This window comes from Vreelandella sulfidaeris Esulfide1 (assembly GCF_054072535.1).
Genome location: NZ_CM133364.1, coordinates 3529539 through 3545447, shown reverse-complemented (window position 1 = coordinate 3545447; position 15909 = coordinate 3529539). Strand labels below are relative to the sequence as shown.

Below are 15909 nucleotides of genomic sequence, written 5' to 3'. Positions count from 1 at the left end.
GTAATGAGCGACTACCGTATTGACGATGGCATGGAAGTGACGCTGCACTTCACCTTAAAGCTGGAAGATGGCACCTTAGTGGACTCTACAAAAGAGAAAGCACCGGCCACTTTCGAGTTTGGCGATGGCAATCTTCCGCCCGGTTTTGAGCATCCTATTAAAGGCATGTCTGCAGGCCAAGAGGCTACCTTTCAGATAACCCCTGAACATGCTTTCGGCCAGCATAACCCACAAAATATTCAGACATTGAAACGCGCAGACTTTGGCGATGAAGCGCCAGAAATTGGCATGGTGATGTCGTTTGCCGATAAAGCGGGAACGGAATTGCCAGGCGTGGTCAAAACCATTGACGGTGATCGTATTGAGGTGGATTTCAATCATCCCTTAGCGGGCCGCACGCTCACCTTCGAGGTAGAGGTGCTGGACGTTAAGCCGGTGACCACCCATTAAGCTCAGCCCACTAACTGGCGGCGATCGAACTCACTAAGCAGATGCGGTTTCGCATCAAGGCGCTATTAATGCATTCACCAAGCACGCAGTCACCAAGCACTCAATCTTCCAGTGCGCAGCAGGCACAACCCATCGAGATTAAATTGGCTAATCCACGCGGCTTTTGCGCCGGTGTGGATCGCGCGATCGATATCGTTAATCGTGCCCTTGATGTCTTTGGCCCGCCTATCTATGTCCGGCATGAGGTCGTTCATAACCGCTTTGTGGTCGAAACGCTGCGCGACCGCGGGGCCGTGTTTGTTGAAGAGCTGGACGAAGTGCCTGACGATGTCATTGTCATCTTTTCTGCCCACGGTGTTTCCCGCGCGGTACAAGCTGATGCTGAGCGTCGTGGTTTGAAGGTATTTGACGCCACTTGCCCGCTAGTCACCAAGGTGCATCTGGAAGTGTTGCGCTACGCCAAACGAGGGCAGGAGTGCATCCTGATCGGTCACGAAGGCCACCCTGAAGTAGAAGGTACCATGGGGCGCTATGATACCTCACACGGTGGACGCATTTACTTGGTAGAAGACGAGAAAGATGTCGCTAAACTGGAAGTGCGTGATCCTACCAAACTGGCTTTTGTGACCCAAACCACGCTGTCGATGGATGACACCGCCAAGGTGATCGACGCCCTGCGGGATAAGTTCGCTGACATCCAAGGGCCACGCAATGACGATATCTGCTACGCCACACAAAACCGCCAGGATGCCGTGCGTGAGCTAGCCGCGCAGAGTGATTTATTGTTGGTGGTGGGCAGCCCCAATAGCTCAAACTCAAACCGTTTGCGGGAGCTTTCTGAGCGCATGGGTACCCCCGCCTACTTGATTGACAACGCCGAACAGATTGACCCGCAGTGGCTGGAAAATGTGGCGCGTGTCGGGGTGACCGCTGGCGCCAGTGCACCCGAAGTACTGGTAAAAGGCGTGATCGCTAAGCTGCAAAGCCTTGGTGCATCGATGCCCGAAGAGTTACAGGGCCGCGAAGAAACCATCACGTTTTCTATGCCCAAGGAGCTACGTGAAAAGGTAATTGTGAGCGGCTAAGAAATGGAATCGTGATGCAAAGCGTATTAGTTTGCGACATACTGAAACGGTATGAGTCGACTAATACAGGAGCAAAGCCGCGTGTCTTATGTTTCTCATCCTTCCACTGGCCGTTCTTTCTTGAAGGGCCAGCGCGGCTTTACCCTCATTGAGTTAATGATTGTGCTGGTGATTATTGGCATTGTCGCCTCTATTGCCTACCCCAGTTATACCCGTTATGTACAAAAATCAGTGCGCACCGATGCGCATGCTGGCCTTATGCAGGCTGCCTCCGAACTTGAGCGCTGCTATACACGTTCATATACGTATAGCGATTGTACCTTCAGTGAGAACTCCCCGGAAAACAATTATAAAATCTCGAAAAGCATCAATGGTAATGGCTACCTGCTGACTGCAAAAACAAAGCAGAGTGATGGGTGTACAGGCGATATTACCCTAAGTTCGAGCGGTGAAAGGTTGCCCAATGGTTGTTGGTAAACTGAAGCAGCAACTCGGGTTTACCCTGATTGAGCTGTTAGTCACGCTAATGATTGCAACGATCATCGCTATTATGGCGGTGCCTGCGTTTGCCGGTTTTCTCGCTCGCCAGCAGTTAACGGGCGACGTCAACGAAATGATCTCTATTCTGAGTTTTGCGCGCAGCGAGGCGATTAAACAGCGTAGTGATGTATCCGTCATCTTTTCACCTCCCAATGCCGCGACGGCAAATCGCCGTCCTGAATCTTGTAGAAATAACGAAGTCGCTCAAGAGGCTAATGAAAGTGGTGAAGAAAACACCACCTATCGCTACTCGGATTGGTGTTATTGGGTAGCCAAAAGCGATGCGATCGATGAGATTTTGCGGTTAGGACAGGCATCTAATATAACCAAGCCAGATCAAGCGTTCTTGCTCACTTTTCAAAGTTTAGGTGATGCAGATATTGATAGCTGCCGTGCTGACACTTCCACCCCTTGTCGCATTACGCTCAATCCGCAACAAGACGACATCGACCCCGTGACGCTTGTTATTAATACGACAGGCAGCATCCGTAGAGGCGAGCCATGAGACAACAATATGGCTTTAGCCTAATAGAGGCGCTCATCGCGTTGTTGGTTCTTTCCATTGGCCTGATCGGTGTAGCGGCCATGCAGCTTAAAGCATTGCAAAGTGCCAATGCAGGCTATCAGCGATCAGTGGCAAGCGTGGCGGCTGTGGATGCACAGGAACGGCTTTGGGCGCAGCTGGTTGCACTAAACTCTGGCGAAACCTGTGAAGATATCGACAGATTAGCTGTTGAGGAAGGGTGGAAAGATGATTGGTTTACGGATAATGACCAAAACCCGCTTCGCAATGCCAAAAAAGGCGAAAGCAGCATCGGCAGAGGCAACGGCGAATACAAATGCCGTTTTAATGTGGTGCTGGTACTTGGTGATGACGAGAATGATCGTTTCGACTACACATTTCGTCTCCCAAGGCTCGAGGTGCAGTAATGAAACAGCGCCAAGGCGGGTTTACCCTAGTGGAGCTAATGGTAGCAATGGCCATCGGCACAGTGATTATCCTGGGGGCTGGTCAACTTTTTTTAACGACTTTTCAAACGTTTCAAACCGTTGACAAGGTCAGTCGTAAACAAGAGACATTAATTTTTGCGGTAAGCACTCTGACTGAAGCGGGTCGGAAAGGAAATATTGGTAACTACGCTATCGTCGCAGATGAGCGAAGCTCTGATAGCGGTACGCGTCATTACTGTGTTCTGCAGGATGAGGCTCAAAGCCAACCAATAGTTGATCTTGCCCAAGTTGATGAAGAGACAGCCTGTCCGACGCTTTCTGAATCCATTGGTGATGGTGTGTCTCATATAGTCACATTGGCCATTGGTGATTGCCGAGAAGGTGTGGATGCCACGTGCGATCAAATTACCTTTACCATCAGCGAGCGAAATAAAGCGATCTCACCAGAAGAGCCTACTTCATGAAACAGCAGCAAGGTGCAGCATTAGTGATTGTTATGGCACTGCTCGCTGGCGCGCTAATGTTAGGCATGTCAGGCATGCAGAGCGCGTTGATTGATGAGCGTTTAGCGGGTAATTATAGGGCTACGATCATTGCACAGATGGCAGCTGAGTATGGGGCAGCGGAGCGTATTAAAGAAGATAGTTATAATAAGTATCCTGATTCTAGCGCTATATCTTGTTCTGATTTGAGAGAAAGAATTAACGAAAAAGACCGGTTTTCTGATTTCAAAAAGATTGAAAGCTATAACGAAAATTCGATCATAGGCTATTATCACGGTGGCTGTTTGCAAGAGGATGGTAGAAATGCCGACTTAGTAATTGGTCAAGTGCGCGATATGCCAAGCGGTAATATTGATGATTATATCGCTATTGCTTTTCTTGCTATTGTAGAAAAAGAAAGCACCTCTATCCCACCAGAAGACGATGGTCCTGTTAATGTCGGTAAAAGCGCTATTACCGCTGGAAATGGTGGGGTCTCTTTAACGGGAAGTGCGAGAGTTTCTGGTGGCATTGTAACAAGCGGTAATGTGGAAATAAGTGGAGGAGCCACTTCACCAGATTCAATAGATGCTGGAGGAAATATTGTTTATCCAGACTGGTGGGATGTTGAGCAGGCTGAAAATTATAATGAGAGTGTAAGCTTAGGTCCTAATATCGATGATCCATTCAATATAAAAGAATTATACAAAAGGATTGATCAACAAACGATAGCCTTAACCAAAAGTCCCTTTGCCTATCAAAATATTCTTGTTGGTTCGTATCCGCTTGTTGATGCAGCGATTAGTCAAAATGGCTTAGTTGCTTATGATCAATCATATAATGTGCAGGACTATCAGATAATGGCGGAAGCCATGAATTATGACATGTCTGATATCCCAAGCCTCAAAAATGATGCGCCTGTTATTAGAACGAAAAACTTTAATCTTACCAATGGCAGTTTGAACGTAACTGGTGGCGAAAATGTGGTGTTGATAGTGGACGGAGATTTGAGACTTGGAGGAGGTGGAGGAAAGGGGCTGACATTTGACGCTAATAGTAGCTTGACAGTTATCGTTACTGGAAATACTTATATGGAAAGCTCTCTTCAAATGCAAGACTTGCAAGTAATTGAAAACGGTAAACCAAAGTTCATGATTTATTCTGTTAAGGAAAACAGAGGGCCTAACGATAGGAATGTAATTATTAATGGCTCCTCACAAGTGATGGCAATGATTTATGCTCCATATGCGAACGTGGATATTAGTGGTAGCGGTGGTTTGAGAGGGGCTGTTTGGGGAAATAGGGTAACAGTGAGTGGGGCAGGCAGAATTATAGGTGAAGGTAGCTTTGAAGTAGATCAAGCTTCTGGGGATAGTAATGAAGAAAGTGAAGTAGAATGGGTAGTGATTGAGTAGCTCTATGATTGATAAACCGCCATTCGCCACAGCCCAGGGGGCGCGTTATCATAGCGGTATTTGATTAAGAGCCTGAAAACCATGAGTCAAACCGCCAAAACCCGCGTCCTTACCGGCATCACCACTACCGGCACGCCCCATCTAGGCAACTATATTGGAGCGATCAAGCCTGCCATTGAGGCAAGCCAGGACCCCAATGTTCAGTCGTTTTACTTTTTGGCTGACTATCACGCCTTAATTAAGTGCCCAGACCCGAAGCGTGTGCAGGAATCTCGCTTGGAAATTGCTGCCACTTGGCTGGCATTGGGGCTGGATACCGACAATGCCATTTTCTATCGCCAATCGGATATTCCAGAAATTCCCGAGCTCACCTGGATGCTCTCCTGCGTGTGCGCCAAAGGCTTGATGAACCGCGCCCATGCTTATAAAGCAGCGGTGGCTGAGAACGAAGAAGCAGAAAACCAAGACCCAGACAAAGGCATTACAATGGGCTTGTTTGGTTACCCAGTGCTGATGGCTGCAGACATTTTAATGTTTAACGCCAACAAGGTGCCGGTAGGGCGTGACCAGATTCAGCATATTGAGATGGCTCGCGATATCGCCGGGCGCTTTAATCACCTCTACAAGGGTCAGCATTTTGTCCTCCCGGAAGCCGTCGTTGACGATAAAGTACAGCTTCTGAATGGCTTGGACGGGCGCAAGATGTCCAAAAGCTATGACAATACGATCCCGCTCTTTGCCTCTGAGAAAAAACTGCAAAAGCTGGTGCGTAAAATCAAAACGAACTCGCTGGAACCAGGTGAGCCAAAAGACCCCGATAGCTGCACACTGTTCCAAATTTACTCAGCCTTTGCGACCTCGGCAGAAACCGAAAGCCTGCGCCAACAGTATGCCGATGGTATTGGCTGGGGCGATGCAAAGAACTTGGTATTTGAATACCTGAATGCACACTTGAGCGCTCCGCGTGAACGCTATAATGCACTCATGGAAGACCCAGCCCATATTGAGGCGGTTTTGCAGAAAGGCGCGGAGCGGGCACGGGAAGAAGCCGCCGTAACAATGGATCGCTTGCGCTCAGCTGTTGGCCTGGGGCGGTTTGTTTAGAACTTGGCCTCTGCCTCTGTATCAAGAGCGATAAGGCAGTAACGAGACAGTAAAAACAACGAAGCCCTTCCGGTTGGAAAGGGCTTCGTTTGTTTCTAGCCTATATTTCAGGCATCACCTAGGGATTTAGCGATAACTTAACCTTCAATCGGGGCGCGCCAATCATCCGAACCGGAAGTTCCTGCCACCGTGTGTTCCCAATCAATCTTACGGTAAGCTAGCGACACATCCATCAATTGTGTGAACTCAGATTTATTGATGTCTTGGGCGTGCGGCATGCGCAGGTTGATATCAACGATAGTGGCATCCGTCAATGTAGTGGTGAAAAAGTGTTCCTGCTTACCTTCGACAGAAGTGCGGTACCACTTCAGCTCAACATTGGGCAGCATCTCGCCAGAGGCAAGTGAGTTATACATCAATGGCACTGATTTATTCAGGGCAACAGTAAAGATAAAGGGTTTGTGAGCGCGCTGACCGGATGGCTGACCAGACTGAGGATCAGTCGGTACGGTAACAACATGCTTGAATTCCTGCACCAGCATTTGGTCTTCATGACCTTCAACGTAGATATTACCCACCGAATCAGGGGTGAAGGCGCCTGCCGTGATGTTGCCCTGAGTTTGGCCTTCAATGCTGATATAACATGGTGTTGGCATGGTCTGCTCCTTGAGTGAAATAGTTAGTGATGTCGTATGGACACCCTAATTAGAGCAAGTAATATGCCACCTTTTTTTTTACCTTAGCTTTCAGTGATTTAATTTTTTTAATTTTATATATTAATTTTTATTAGGCAATAAATTGCCTGACTTAAGCAACTACTCGCTTGTTGGGCAACCATTTGCTTACTTACTTTAAATATAATTGAGTGACTTAATTGATAAAGAAAGACTTTCCTTAAGTTTCAGTTGGTAACAAAGCTACTCTTGTGGTTAGTTTTTAAGCTGAAGTTATTACATTAATAACTCGCATTCTTCGTGTCTGATCGCTTTTTTAAAAAATTCTTTGTGCGTTATTTCTGTCAATAATCTTAAGAGATTGCCGATAGAAACTGTAAGAAATATCTTACAAATTATAATTAGCATATAATGTGCTGATTATTTTGCCCTATATTCCGTTAATTTCGCCTAAAAATGCAGAAAATAAAAAAAAATCGATGATGGGGATTATAAAGGAGAAAAATTCCGGTGCTTATTAGTAATAGAGGCCGCTTGGCTTAGTTTTTCATAATTCGTTACCTTCCCGGGATTGAGAACCATTCACGGTTACATTGATACATCTCTCTTCAGGGCTAACTATCATGGCTAAGCAAGGAACCGTTGCGCCGAAAGAACGCATCAATATTAAGTATGTACCCGCTACCGGTGATCAGCAGGCTGATACTGAATTGCCTTTAAAGCTATTGGTGGTAGGGGATTTTAAAGGGGGGGAGGAAGAGACACCTATCGAGGAGCGTCAATCTGTTTCTGTTGATAAAAACAACTTTCAGTCGGTGATGCGCGAGGCAGGGTTAAGCCTACAAACTGCGGTGCCCAATCGCCTTGAGGAAAGCGATGAGTCAACAGATATTGCGGTCAATCTTTCCTTCCGCTCACTCGAAGACTTCTCTCCTGATGCTGTTGCAAAACAGGTGCCTGAATTGCGCAAGCTAGTGGAATTGCGTGAGGCTCTAGTTGCTTTGAAGGGGCCGCTGGGCAATGTGCCTGCTTTCCGAGATCGGCTACAAAAACTGCTAGAAAACGACGATGCCCGCCAGCAGTTGTTGAATGAGCTGGCATTACTGGATGTTGATAAAGGCAAATAACTCCTCTCTATTGGCAGCGTTTTTTTATTGCAGATCAGCGGACTTGAGGCACAGCTATGAGCAAGACAGCAAAGCAACAGAACACAGCGGCAGAGACGGAAGCAGAAATCTCTTTGCTTGATCAGGTAATGGCGCAAACACGTATGGCGCCTGCTGATGAGGGCTACGATGTTGCCAAGCAGGGTGTGGCGGCTTTCATCGCAGAACTGCTTAATGGAGATGATGCGGCTCCAAAGGTTAACAAATCACTCGTTGATAACATGATTGTCGAGCTGGATCGCAAAATCAGCCATCAAGTAGATGAAGTTTTGCACGAAACAAATTTTCAACAGTTAGAGTCGGCTTGGCGAGGCTTGAAATTACTGGTTGATCGTACTGATTTTCGCGAAAACATTAAGCTTGATGTGTTGCATGCCACCAAGCAGGAGCTGCTGGAAGATTTTGAGTTTGCGCCTGAGATTAGTCAGAGCGGTCTTTACCATCATGTTTATAACGCAGGTTACGGTCAGTTTGGCGGAGAACCGGTAGCAGGCATCATCGGTCATTACGATTTTTCGCCCTCTACCCCTGACATGAAGTTATTGCAACATTCGGCAGCCGTGGGAGCGATGGCCCATGCGCCCTTTATGTCCTCTGTTGCGCCCGCCTTTTTTGGCATTGAGAGCTTTGAAGAGCTGCCAAACATTAAAGACTTCAAGGCTATTTTTGAAGGGCCAAAATACGCTCGTTGGCGTAGCCTCCGTGAGTCAGAAGATGCCCGTTACCTTGGCTTAACAGCGCCACGCTTCTTACTGCGTACACCTTATGACCCGATAGAAAACCCGATTAAAACGTTTAACTACCGCGAAAATGTAAGTGAAAAGCATGAGCACTATTTGTGGGGGAATACCGCTTACTTATTAGCGGAGCGCTTAACCGATAGCTTTGCCAAGTATCGCTGGTGCCCCAATATCATTGGCCCACAAAGTGGTGGCGCCGTTGAAAACTTACCCGTACATACCTACGAAGCATTCGGCCAGTTGCAAGCTAAAATTCCTACCGAAGTACTCATTACTGACCGCCGCGAATTTGAAATGGCCGAAGAGGGCTTCATTTCATTAACTATGCGAAAGGGTAGTGATAATGCTGCCTTCTTCTCAGCCAACTCTGTTCAAAAACCTAAGGTCTTTCCAAATACGGCTGAAGGTAAAGCTGCTGAGACTAACTTCAAGCTGGGTACTCAGCTTCCCTACATGTTCATCATTAACCGCTTGGCGCACTACGTAAAAGTGCTTCAGCGAGAGCAGATTGGCTCATGGAAAGAGCGTCAGGATCTCGAACGTGAGCTCAATGCCTGGATTCGCCAATACGTTGCAGATCAAGAAAACCCACCAGCAGATGTGCGTAGCCGTCGCCCACTTCGCGCCGCCTCTATTCAAGTGTCTGATGTCGAGGGTGATCCAGGCTGGTATCAGGTTTCTATGGCTGTTCGCCCGCACTTCAAATATATGGGTGCCAACTTTGAGCTCTCGCTGGTTGGTCGTCTCGATAAAGAGTAAAGGGCGGCAATCATGACAACAGATGGCAGTGGGTTGCTGGGGAGTGAGTTCTTGGGAAGCCGCTTATTTGAACGGCTTGCCGAGCCTCGCCAGTCCGCGTTGCGAAAGGATGCTGATGGGGTGACAGAGGTAGTCGAGTCAATCAAACGCCACTTGGTTGAATTGCTCAATAGCCATCCTGGTAACAGTGCATGCGCGCCGGACTTAGGCTTACTCGACTTTAACGATGCAACGATTGGTGTGCTGGACTTGGAGCGCAATATTCAACAGGCCATTTGTCAGTGCATTGAGCGTTATGAGCCCCGAGTCAAACGTGTGGACGTGGCGTCTTTACCTAACCATGGCGACCCGTTGCAGCTGCGCTTTCAAGTGCATGCCACTGTCGCTTTGGGTAGAGAAAACACACAGGCGACGATCGATTTGTTGCTAAACAACAAGCGTTATCAGTGTCTCAACTGATAGGCCTGAGAGGCACGAATGCTGAATCGCTACTATCGAGACGAGCTTAATTTTTTAAAGCGCCAGGGCCGAGAGTTTGCTGATGCAAATCCCGGTTTAAGCCGCTTTTTATCTGAGCGCAGCACGGATCCTGACGTCGAGCGGCTATTAGAAGGGTTTGCCTTTCTAACAGGTCGTATGCGGGAAAAAGTCGAGGATGATTTTCCAGAGCTCACTCACTCTTTAATCAGCATGCTGTGGCCGAATTACCTTCGCCCAGTGCCTAGCATGACGGTGGTGCAGTTTACCCCCAGTTGGTACTCGTTGAGCCAGCAACAGCGGGTTGAGCGTGGAACGGAGCTTGCCAGTGAGCCGGTAGAGGGCACGCCATGCCTGTTTCGCACTTGCCATGATGTTACGCTCTATCCGTTGGCGCCGATAGGGGTTGTTGCACAACATACGCGGGAATCCTCGATCGTTGAGCTAACGATGGAGGTTCGCAGTGATCAGCCGATGAATACCATGGGTATCGACTCATTGCGTTTGCATTTAGGGGGCGATAGTTACACTGCGCGCACGCTGTATCTATGGATGAGCCATTACCTGGCAAGCTTGGAGCTCGAGGTTGATGGTCAAACACAGCGGTTACCTGCAAATGCGCTTAACGCAGTAGGGTTCGAGCGCGATCAGGCGCTCTTACCTTATCCGCAGAATGTTCATCAAGGGTACCGCATTCTGCAGGAGTATCTCTGCTTTCCCGAAGCTTTCCATTTTTTTGATGTGGCTGGACTCGGCCGCTATCTACCTGATGGAGCCGCTAGCAAGGTCACCTTGAGGTTTGTATTTTCGCGAACACTACCGGCCGATGTCCGTGTGCAGGATGAGCACTTGGCGCTTTATTGCACACCAGCGATTAATCTTTTCGAGCACGATGCAGAGCCTATTGATTTAAGTGGCGAGCGCAGCGAATACCGAATACGGCCTAGCAGTCGTGCTCCCTCCCACTACGAAATTTTTAGTGTTGATACTGTTCAGGGCCATTTAGAGGGGGGACGTAAAGAGAGGCAGGAGAAGCCGCGCAACTACGTACCTTTCGAGAGTTTTCAGCATCAAATTGAGCGAGACCGGGGAAGAGAAGCGCTCCACTTTCGTATAAGAGTGCGCGAGAGCCTGCGTAGTGATGGCTTTGATCACGATATCGCGTTTGTGCGCAGTGATGAACGCGATTGCCTGGGGCGTCGTGAAACGATCTCTCTGCAGCTGACGTGCAGCAATCGTGAGTTGCCTGAGCGACTGACCATTGGCGACTTATGTGTGGCTACGGAAGAGAGTCCGGCTTACGCAACGTTCCGTAATATTACCCGGCCAACCCCGGTGTTACGACCTGCCCTCGATGATGGGCTGCTGTGGATATTAATTTCCAATTTATCGCTGAACTACCTTTCCCTGCTAGAGCGTGATGCGCTGTGTTCAGTGCTGCGTGCCTATGATTTCCGTGCGCTAGTGGACAGGCAGGCAGAGCGGATCGCACAAAAAAGGTTATCGGGCATACTGGAAATTGATACGCAATCTGTTGACCGGTTGCGCAAAGGATTGCCCGTACGTGGGCTGCGCTCGGTGATGACGTTGGATCAAGAAGCCTTCGGTGACGAGGGGAGTCTTTACCTGTTTGGCAGTGTGCTGGCGCGTTTCTTCTCGCTCTACGCAAGCATCAACTCTTTTCACGAACTGCATGTCATTAACCGCCATAACCAAGAGCGCTATCAATGGACCTTACAGGTGGGGCAGCAGCCCCTGATGTAGCGCTGGCACCTGTCATGCGGGGAGCACGACGCTACGAGTTTTATCAACTAGTAGAGCTTCTGCACCGTCATCACAACGATGATTTGGAGCAGCGGCATGGCGGCAGCGTGCCTACATTTCAGCGGGTGCGCTATACCGCATCGGCTTCGCTAGGGTTTCCAGGCAGCGATGTGCTGGCTCTGAAAGAAAAGCAAGCGGGCCAGTATGAGATGGAAGTCAGTTTTTTTGGCCTGCAGGGCGCTCAGTCGCCGCTGCCCGGCTACTACTTGGAAACCTTGGCGCATAACGCAGCTCATCAAGAGGGGAGCGCCGGAGATTTCCTCGACTTCTTTAACCATCGACTGCTGACGCTCGTTCATCGTAGTTGGCGTAAATATCGCCACTATGTCCGCTATCAAGATGATGCAAAGGATGGTTTTTCTGCGGCTATCTTCGCGCTGGTAGGGCTTGCTGACAGTGATTTGCGCGGTGAGACGTCGATCAACTGGAGCAAAATGCTTGCTTATGCAGGCTTATTGGCTGGGCGCTCGCGCTCGCCTGATGTGGTTAGCGGCATTGTAGGCCACTGCTTCGACTTGGCTCGCGTAGAGATAGAAGAGTGGGTGCAGCGCTGGGTAGAAATTCCTCTTGATCAGCGCAGTTGCATGGGCGTCTCGGGAATGACACTGGGCGGCGACATGGTCGCCGGTGAGCGTGTCGCCGATGTGAACGGCAAGTTTGCGCTGTGTTTGCGGGGCTTAAGCCTAGCTCGATTCAGGGACTTTCTTCCAGATGGTGAAGAGCATAGCCCTCTCAAAACGCTGGTCAGCTTTGTTTTGCGTGAGCCTTTGGCTTACGACCTTGAACTCGAATTGCTGGAGAGTGAAGTAAAGCCCATGCGTTTAGGCGATGCCGGATCATGCCAACTTGGATGGACCACTTTTGTTGATCCCGAACACGATGACTGCAGCACTCGTCGTCGTGTCCGTATACAGATGACGAGTTAACGCATGCAGCACAATCAAATTGACGCCATTACGTTAGTAGTTACTAACAGCGAGCAGCTTGAAGGCCGTTCAACCAGTAGCTTTGTCTTCCATCAGGAAGGAGGGACGCTAGGCAGCGGCCAGCACGACGATTGGTTACTACAAGATCATAGCGGGCGAATTAGGCCCAGCCACGCCGAAATTATCAAAATTGACGGCAAGTTCTGCCTGGTAGACCTGAGCGGTCACACCTTCATTAACCGGACCACACTGCCGATTGGGCGTCATCGGAAAGTAGCTTTACGCGATGGCGACGAGCTGTTGATCGGCGAATATTGCTTGAAAGTCCATCTCGGAGATCGGCATGCGTGGCAGCCTGGCATCCACTCACTTGCCACGCTGATTGACGAAGAGCACGACGAAGTCTCAACCCATGGTGTTGTTTGGTCAGTGCGGGGCGGTGAAACCTTTAATCACGATGCAGAAAAAGGTGATCCGATGGAGGCGTTAGGTGGAGCTTTGCCGGGTTCGACTGCACATGACCCGATGGTTGCACTAGATGAAGAGAATCAATCGTCACTGCCCACCATGGAGCCGTTAGAGGCGATGACACTCTCACATCGCCAGCAAGCGTATCAAAGGCATGAAACTCAAGCGCCGGCTTATCTACACAACCGTGGGCAGTGGCAGCAACAAGAGCACCATGATGAAGCCTTAAGCCTACCTGACATTAAAACACCAAACGGCACAGCAACGCGGAGGAGCAGTGGTATGGATGAGCGGCAGATAAACGATTTGGAGCGCTCGGTTGGGGAGCAGTTGGAAGATCGCTGGCAGAAGCCGACAGCACAAACGCTTGGCCATGTTGGTGCAGACCCGCTGCTAAGGGGCTTAGGTCTCGATTTACCCTTTCGTGATAGCGAGGAGCAGCAGGCTTTCTTAGAAGAGGCGGGGCAAACCCTGCGTGCGACCATTGATGGCCTACGGGTACTGCAGCAATCCCAGAATGACAGTAAGTACCCACTCCGTGATCGTCGTTTACAGCCAATCGAAGATAATCCACTGCGCCTGGGGCAATCCTACGATGAAACCGCTGAAACCCTATTTTCTGCCCAGCGTAGCCCGGTGCACTTATCAGCACCTGAAGCAGTAGCCGAGTGTTTACGTCACCAGGGGCAGCATCAAGCTGCTGTGGAAGAGGCGATTGGTCATGCACTCGGGTCAATACTTGATGCGTTCTCCCCTGAAGCGTTACTCAAGCGTTTCCATGCTTACCGTGGTGCCGGTAATCGCATTGAAGATGAAGGCGGCTGGGCGTGGGAGATGTATCACTACTATTACCGTGAGCTCAATTCTGGTCGCCAGCAGGGTTTTCAAAAGCTGTTTTGGGAAGTTTTTGAGCAAGCCTACGACCAATCGGTGCGACGCCAGCAGCGGGAGGAAGCATGAGCATGCAGAGCATGAGCGTGCGAAATATGGCACGGCTTGCCTGGTTACTTTGCATCATCTTGCTTTTGGCAGGCTGTGCCTCGACCCGTGAAGCCACGGGCAAGGCATGGCAGGTAATGCAGGATCCATCGATTCCTGTCGGCTACCCAGAAGATCAGCCTACGACAGTCGATCTAAGCATGATTGCCGAGCCAAACGTCAATCCCAATGTGGACGGGGAAGGTACTCCGCTGCGCTTTCAGGTACTGCAGTTAAAAGATGATTCCATGCTGATGGCGGCCGACTTAGGGCAACTGAGTCGTGATCTGGAAGAGGCGTTAGGTACCAACTACCTCACCCACGATGACTTTACCTTGCTACCAGGGCAGTGGAAGTTTTACGAACCGTTCGAAGTTGATGAAGAGACGCGTTACATCGGGCTGATTGCTTTCTACGCCACGCCCAACGATGCCGAGTGGAAGAAGGTCGTTAAGGTGAAGAGCCGCGGCGAGCATTACCACCTGCTGGTTCACCTCCGGGATAGCGAAGTAGAACTAAGGAGGGAAGAGTAATGACCAGCCGTAATCGTGTGGTATGGAGTGAAGGCCTGTTTATTAAGCCACAGCATTTTCAGCAGCAGCAACGCAGTTTAGAAGGGCTAATTGATGTACGGCTAAAAGGGATTAGCCATTATTTATACGGCTTTCATACGCTGGTATTAAATAACGAGTTTCTCAGTTTTGGGCGTATTGCCATTAGCCGTGCCAGCGGGGTTATGCCGGATGGTGTCGCCTTTCAGCTACCGGCCGATGATGTCGAGCCAACGCCGTTAGAGATCAGCGATGCCAGCATTACCAACCAAGTGGTCTACTTAGGACTGCCGTTGGCAACCGATGGCGTGGGCGAAGTGCGCTGGCCGGGAGACGACCTACCTGCGCGTTATCGCCTCTCTTCACGCAGCGTTCGTGATCTTCATTCTCGCGATGGTGCGACAGCGGAGCTGGACGTGGCCCGGGTTTCTCCGCGTTTGCTACTAGAGAGTGACGACCGTAGTGGCTACGCCTGTCTATCCGTAGCGCGGATTGTTGAGCGTCGCCCGGATGGCAGTTTAGTGCTTGATGAGCAATTCCTGCCTACTTTGCTCAATGTTCAAGCAGCACCAGGGTTACAGCGATTCGTGGGTGAGATGGCCGGTTTAATGCGCGAGCGGGCGCGCAACATTGCTCAACGCCTCTCTACGCCGAATCAAGCAGGCGTTGCTGATGTCGCTGACTTTATGCTGCTACAACTGCTAAACCGTGCGCAACCGCGTTTCCAACACCTTGCTCGGCTGGGCCAGCTCCACCCGGAGCGGCTGTACGACACCATGCACGAAGTCGCCTGTGAACTAGTGACCTTTACCGACGAATCGCGGTTACCGCCAGAATGTCCGGCCTACGAGCATGACCATCCTGAACGTGCTTTCCGACCGCTGATGAAAATGCTGCGTCAAGCGCTTTCCACTGTACTAGAGCCTCGGGCTGTTGCCATTCAGCTTCAGGCGCGCCGCTTTGGTCTGCTGGTGGCGCCCCTGACTGACGTTAGCCTCATCGAATCGGCGGAGTTCATTCTGGCGGTTCGCGCCGACATGCCCAACGAGCGGTTACGCAAGCTGTTTTTGCAACAAACCAAAGTGGCCAGCGTCGAGCGTATTCGCGACCTCATCAGCCTGCAACTACCCGGTGTTCCGCTTGAACCCTTGCCGGTCGCACCCCGCGAACTGCCCTATCACGCGGGCTACACCTATTTCCAACTGGACCGCCAGAGTGAAGCGTGGGGCATGCTCAACGGGGCCAGCGGGTTCGCCTTCCATGTCGCCGGTGAATTTCCAGGGCTGGAAATGCAGTTCTGGGCCATCAGGAGTTAAGCC

The 15909-nt window shown here is 50.1% G+C and carries 17 protein-coding genes; 16 read left to right on the top strand and 1 reads right to left on the bottom strand.

Annotated features, from left to right (window positions below):
* Positions 1-3: 3 nt before the first annotated feature.
* The 8 genes from fkpB (at position 4) to ACW44H_RS16475 (ending at position 6027) form a co-directional block, all read left to right on the top strand.
* Positions 4-450, top strand: a complete 447-nt coding sequence (gene fkpB / locus ACW44H_RS16510; protein ID WP_113269462.1) for an FKBP-type peptidyl-prolyl cis-trans isomerase — start codon at positions 4-6, stop codon at positions 448-450.
* Positions 451-518: 68 nt separating this feature from the next.
* Positions 519-1535, top strand: a complete 1017-nt coding sequence (gene ispH / locus ACW44H_RS16505) for a 4-hydroxy-3-methylbut-2-enyl diphosphate reductase (protein WP_457505626.1) — start codon at positions 519-521, stop codon at positions 1533-1535.
* An 81-nt stretch (positions 1536-1616) separates the two neighbouring features.
* The gene (locus tag ACW44H_RS16500; RefSeq protein ID WP_457505625.1) at positions 1617-2012 is read left to right on the top strand and encodes a type IV pilin protein; all 396 of its coding nucleotides are present in this window, start codon (positions 1617-1619) and stop codon (positions 2010-2012) included.
* A complete protein-coding gene (locus ACW44H_RS16495; RefSeq protein WP_457505624.1) occupies positions 1999-2580 on the top strand; it encodes a pilus assembly FimT family protein in 582 nt (193 codons plus the stop codon). The genes ACW44H_RS16500 and ACW44H_RS16495 overlap by 14 nt, the downstream gene beginning before the upstream one ends.
* Entirely contained in the window at positions 2577-3005 is a 429-nt protein-coding gene (pilV, locus tag ACW44H_RS16490) for a type IV pilus modification protein PilV (protein WP_457505623.1), read from the top strand. The genes ACW44H_RS16495 and pilV overlap by 4 nt, the downstream gene beginning before the upstream one ends.
* Positions 3005-3490, top strand: coding sequence for a PilW family protein (locus ACW44H_RS16485; protein ID WP_457505622.1), 486 nt, complete (start codon positions 3005-3007; stop codon positions 3488-3490). The genes pilV and ACW44H_RS16485 overlap by 1 nt, the downstream gene beginning before the upstream one ends.
* A complete protein-coding gene (locus ACW44H_RS16480; RefSeq protein ID WP_457505621.1) occupies positions 3487-4923 on the top strand; it encodes a pilus assembly PilX family protein in 1437 nt (478 codons plus the stop codon). The genes ACW44H_RS16485 and ACW44H_RS16480 overlap by 4 nt, the downstream gene beginning before the upstream one ends.
* 81 nt (positions 4924-5004) lie before the next feature.
* A complete protein-coding gene (locus ACW44H_RS16475; protein ID WP_457505620.1) occupies positions 5005-6027 on the top strand; it encodes a tryptophan--tRNA ligase in 1023 nt (340 codons plus the stop codon).
* 137 nt (positions 6028-6164) lie between these two features.
* Here the strand turns inward: ACW44H_RS16475 and ACW44H_RS16470 are convergent, their stop codons facing one another.
* A complete protein-coding gene (locus ACW44H_RS16470; RefSeq protein WP_457505619.1) occupies positions 6165-6683 on the bottom strand; it encodes an Hcp family type VI secretion system effector in 519 nt (172 codons plus the stop codon).
* 641 nt (positions 6684-7324) lie between these two features.
* Between ACW44H_RS16470 and tssB the strand changes: the two genes are divergently transcribed.
* Genes tssB through tssK form a run of 8 tightly spaced genes read left to right on the top strand, consistent with a single transcriptional unit; the run spans position 7325 to position 15906 of the window.
* Positions 7325-7828 (top strand): type VI secretion system contractile sheath small subunit, encoded by a 504-nt coding sequence (gene tssB, locus ACW44H_RS16465; protein ID WP_457505618.1) that lies wholly within the window; start codon positions 7325-7327, stop codon positions 7826-7828.
* A gap of 56 nt (positions 7829-7884) precedes the next feature.
* On the top strand, positions 7885-9366 hold the full coding sequence (gene tssC, locus ACW44H_RS16460; protein ID WP_457505617.1) for a type VI secretion system contractile sheath large subunit: 1482 nt from the start codon (positions 7885-7887) through the stop codon (positions 9364-9366).
* A 12-nt stretch (positions 9367-9378) separates the two neighbouring features.
* Positions 9379-9825, top strand: coding sequence for a type VI secretion system baseplate subunit TssE (gene tssE, locus ACW44H_RS16455; protein ID WP_457505616.1), 447 nt, complete (start codon positions 9379-9381; stop codon positions 9823-9825).
* Between the two features lie 18 nt (positions 9826-9843).
* Positions 9844-11607 carry a type VI secretion system baseplate subunit TssF gene (gene tssF / locus ACW44H_RS16450; protein WP_457505615.1) on the top strand — a complete coding sequence of 588 codons (1764 nt, stop codon included), beginning with the start codon at positions 9844-9846 and terminating at the stop codon, positions 11605-11607.
* Positions 11571-12593: a type VI secretion system baseplate subunit TssG gene (gene tssG, locus ACW44H_RS16445; RefSeq protein WP_457505614.1), complete on the top strand. Its 1023-nt coding sequence runs from the start codon at positions 11571-11573 to the stop codon at positions 12591-12593. Before tssF ends, tssG begins: the two co-directional genes overlap by 37 nt.
* Before the next feature lie 3 nt (positions 12594-12596).
* Positions 12597-14021: a type VI secretion system-associated FHA domain protein TagH gene (gene tagH, locus ACW44H_RS16440; protein WP_457505613.1), complete on the top strand. Its 1425-nt coding sequence runs from the start codon at positions 12597-12599 to the stop codon at positions 14019-14021.
* Positions 14018-14572, top strand: a complete 555-nt coding sequence (tssJ, locus tag ACW44H_RS16435; protein WP_457505612.1) for a type VI secretion system lipoprotein TssJ — start codon at positions 14018-14020, stop codon at positions 14570-14572. The genes tagH and tssJ overlap by 4 nt, the downstream gene beginning before the upstream one ends.
* Positions 14572-15906: a type VI secretion system baseplate subunit TssK gene (gene tssK / locus ACW44H_RS16430; RefSeq protein WP_457505611.1), complete on the top strand. Its 1335-nt coding sequence runs from the start codon at positions 14572-14574 to the stop codon at positions 15904-15906. The genes tssJ and tssK overlap by 1 nt, the downstream gene beginning before the upstream one ends.
* Positions 15907-15909: the final 3 nt, after the last annotated feature.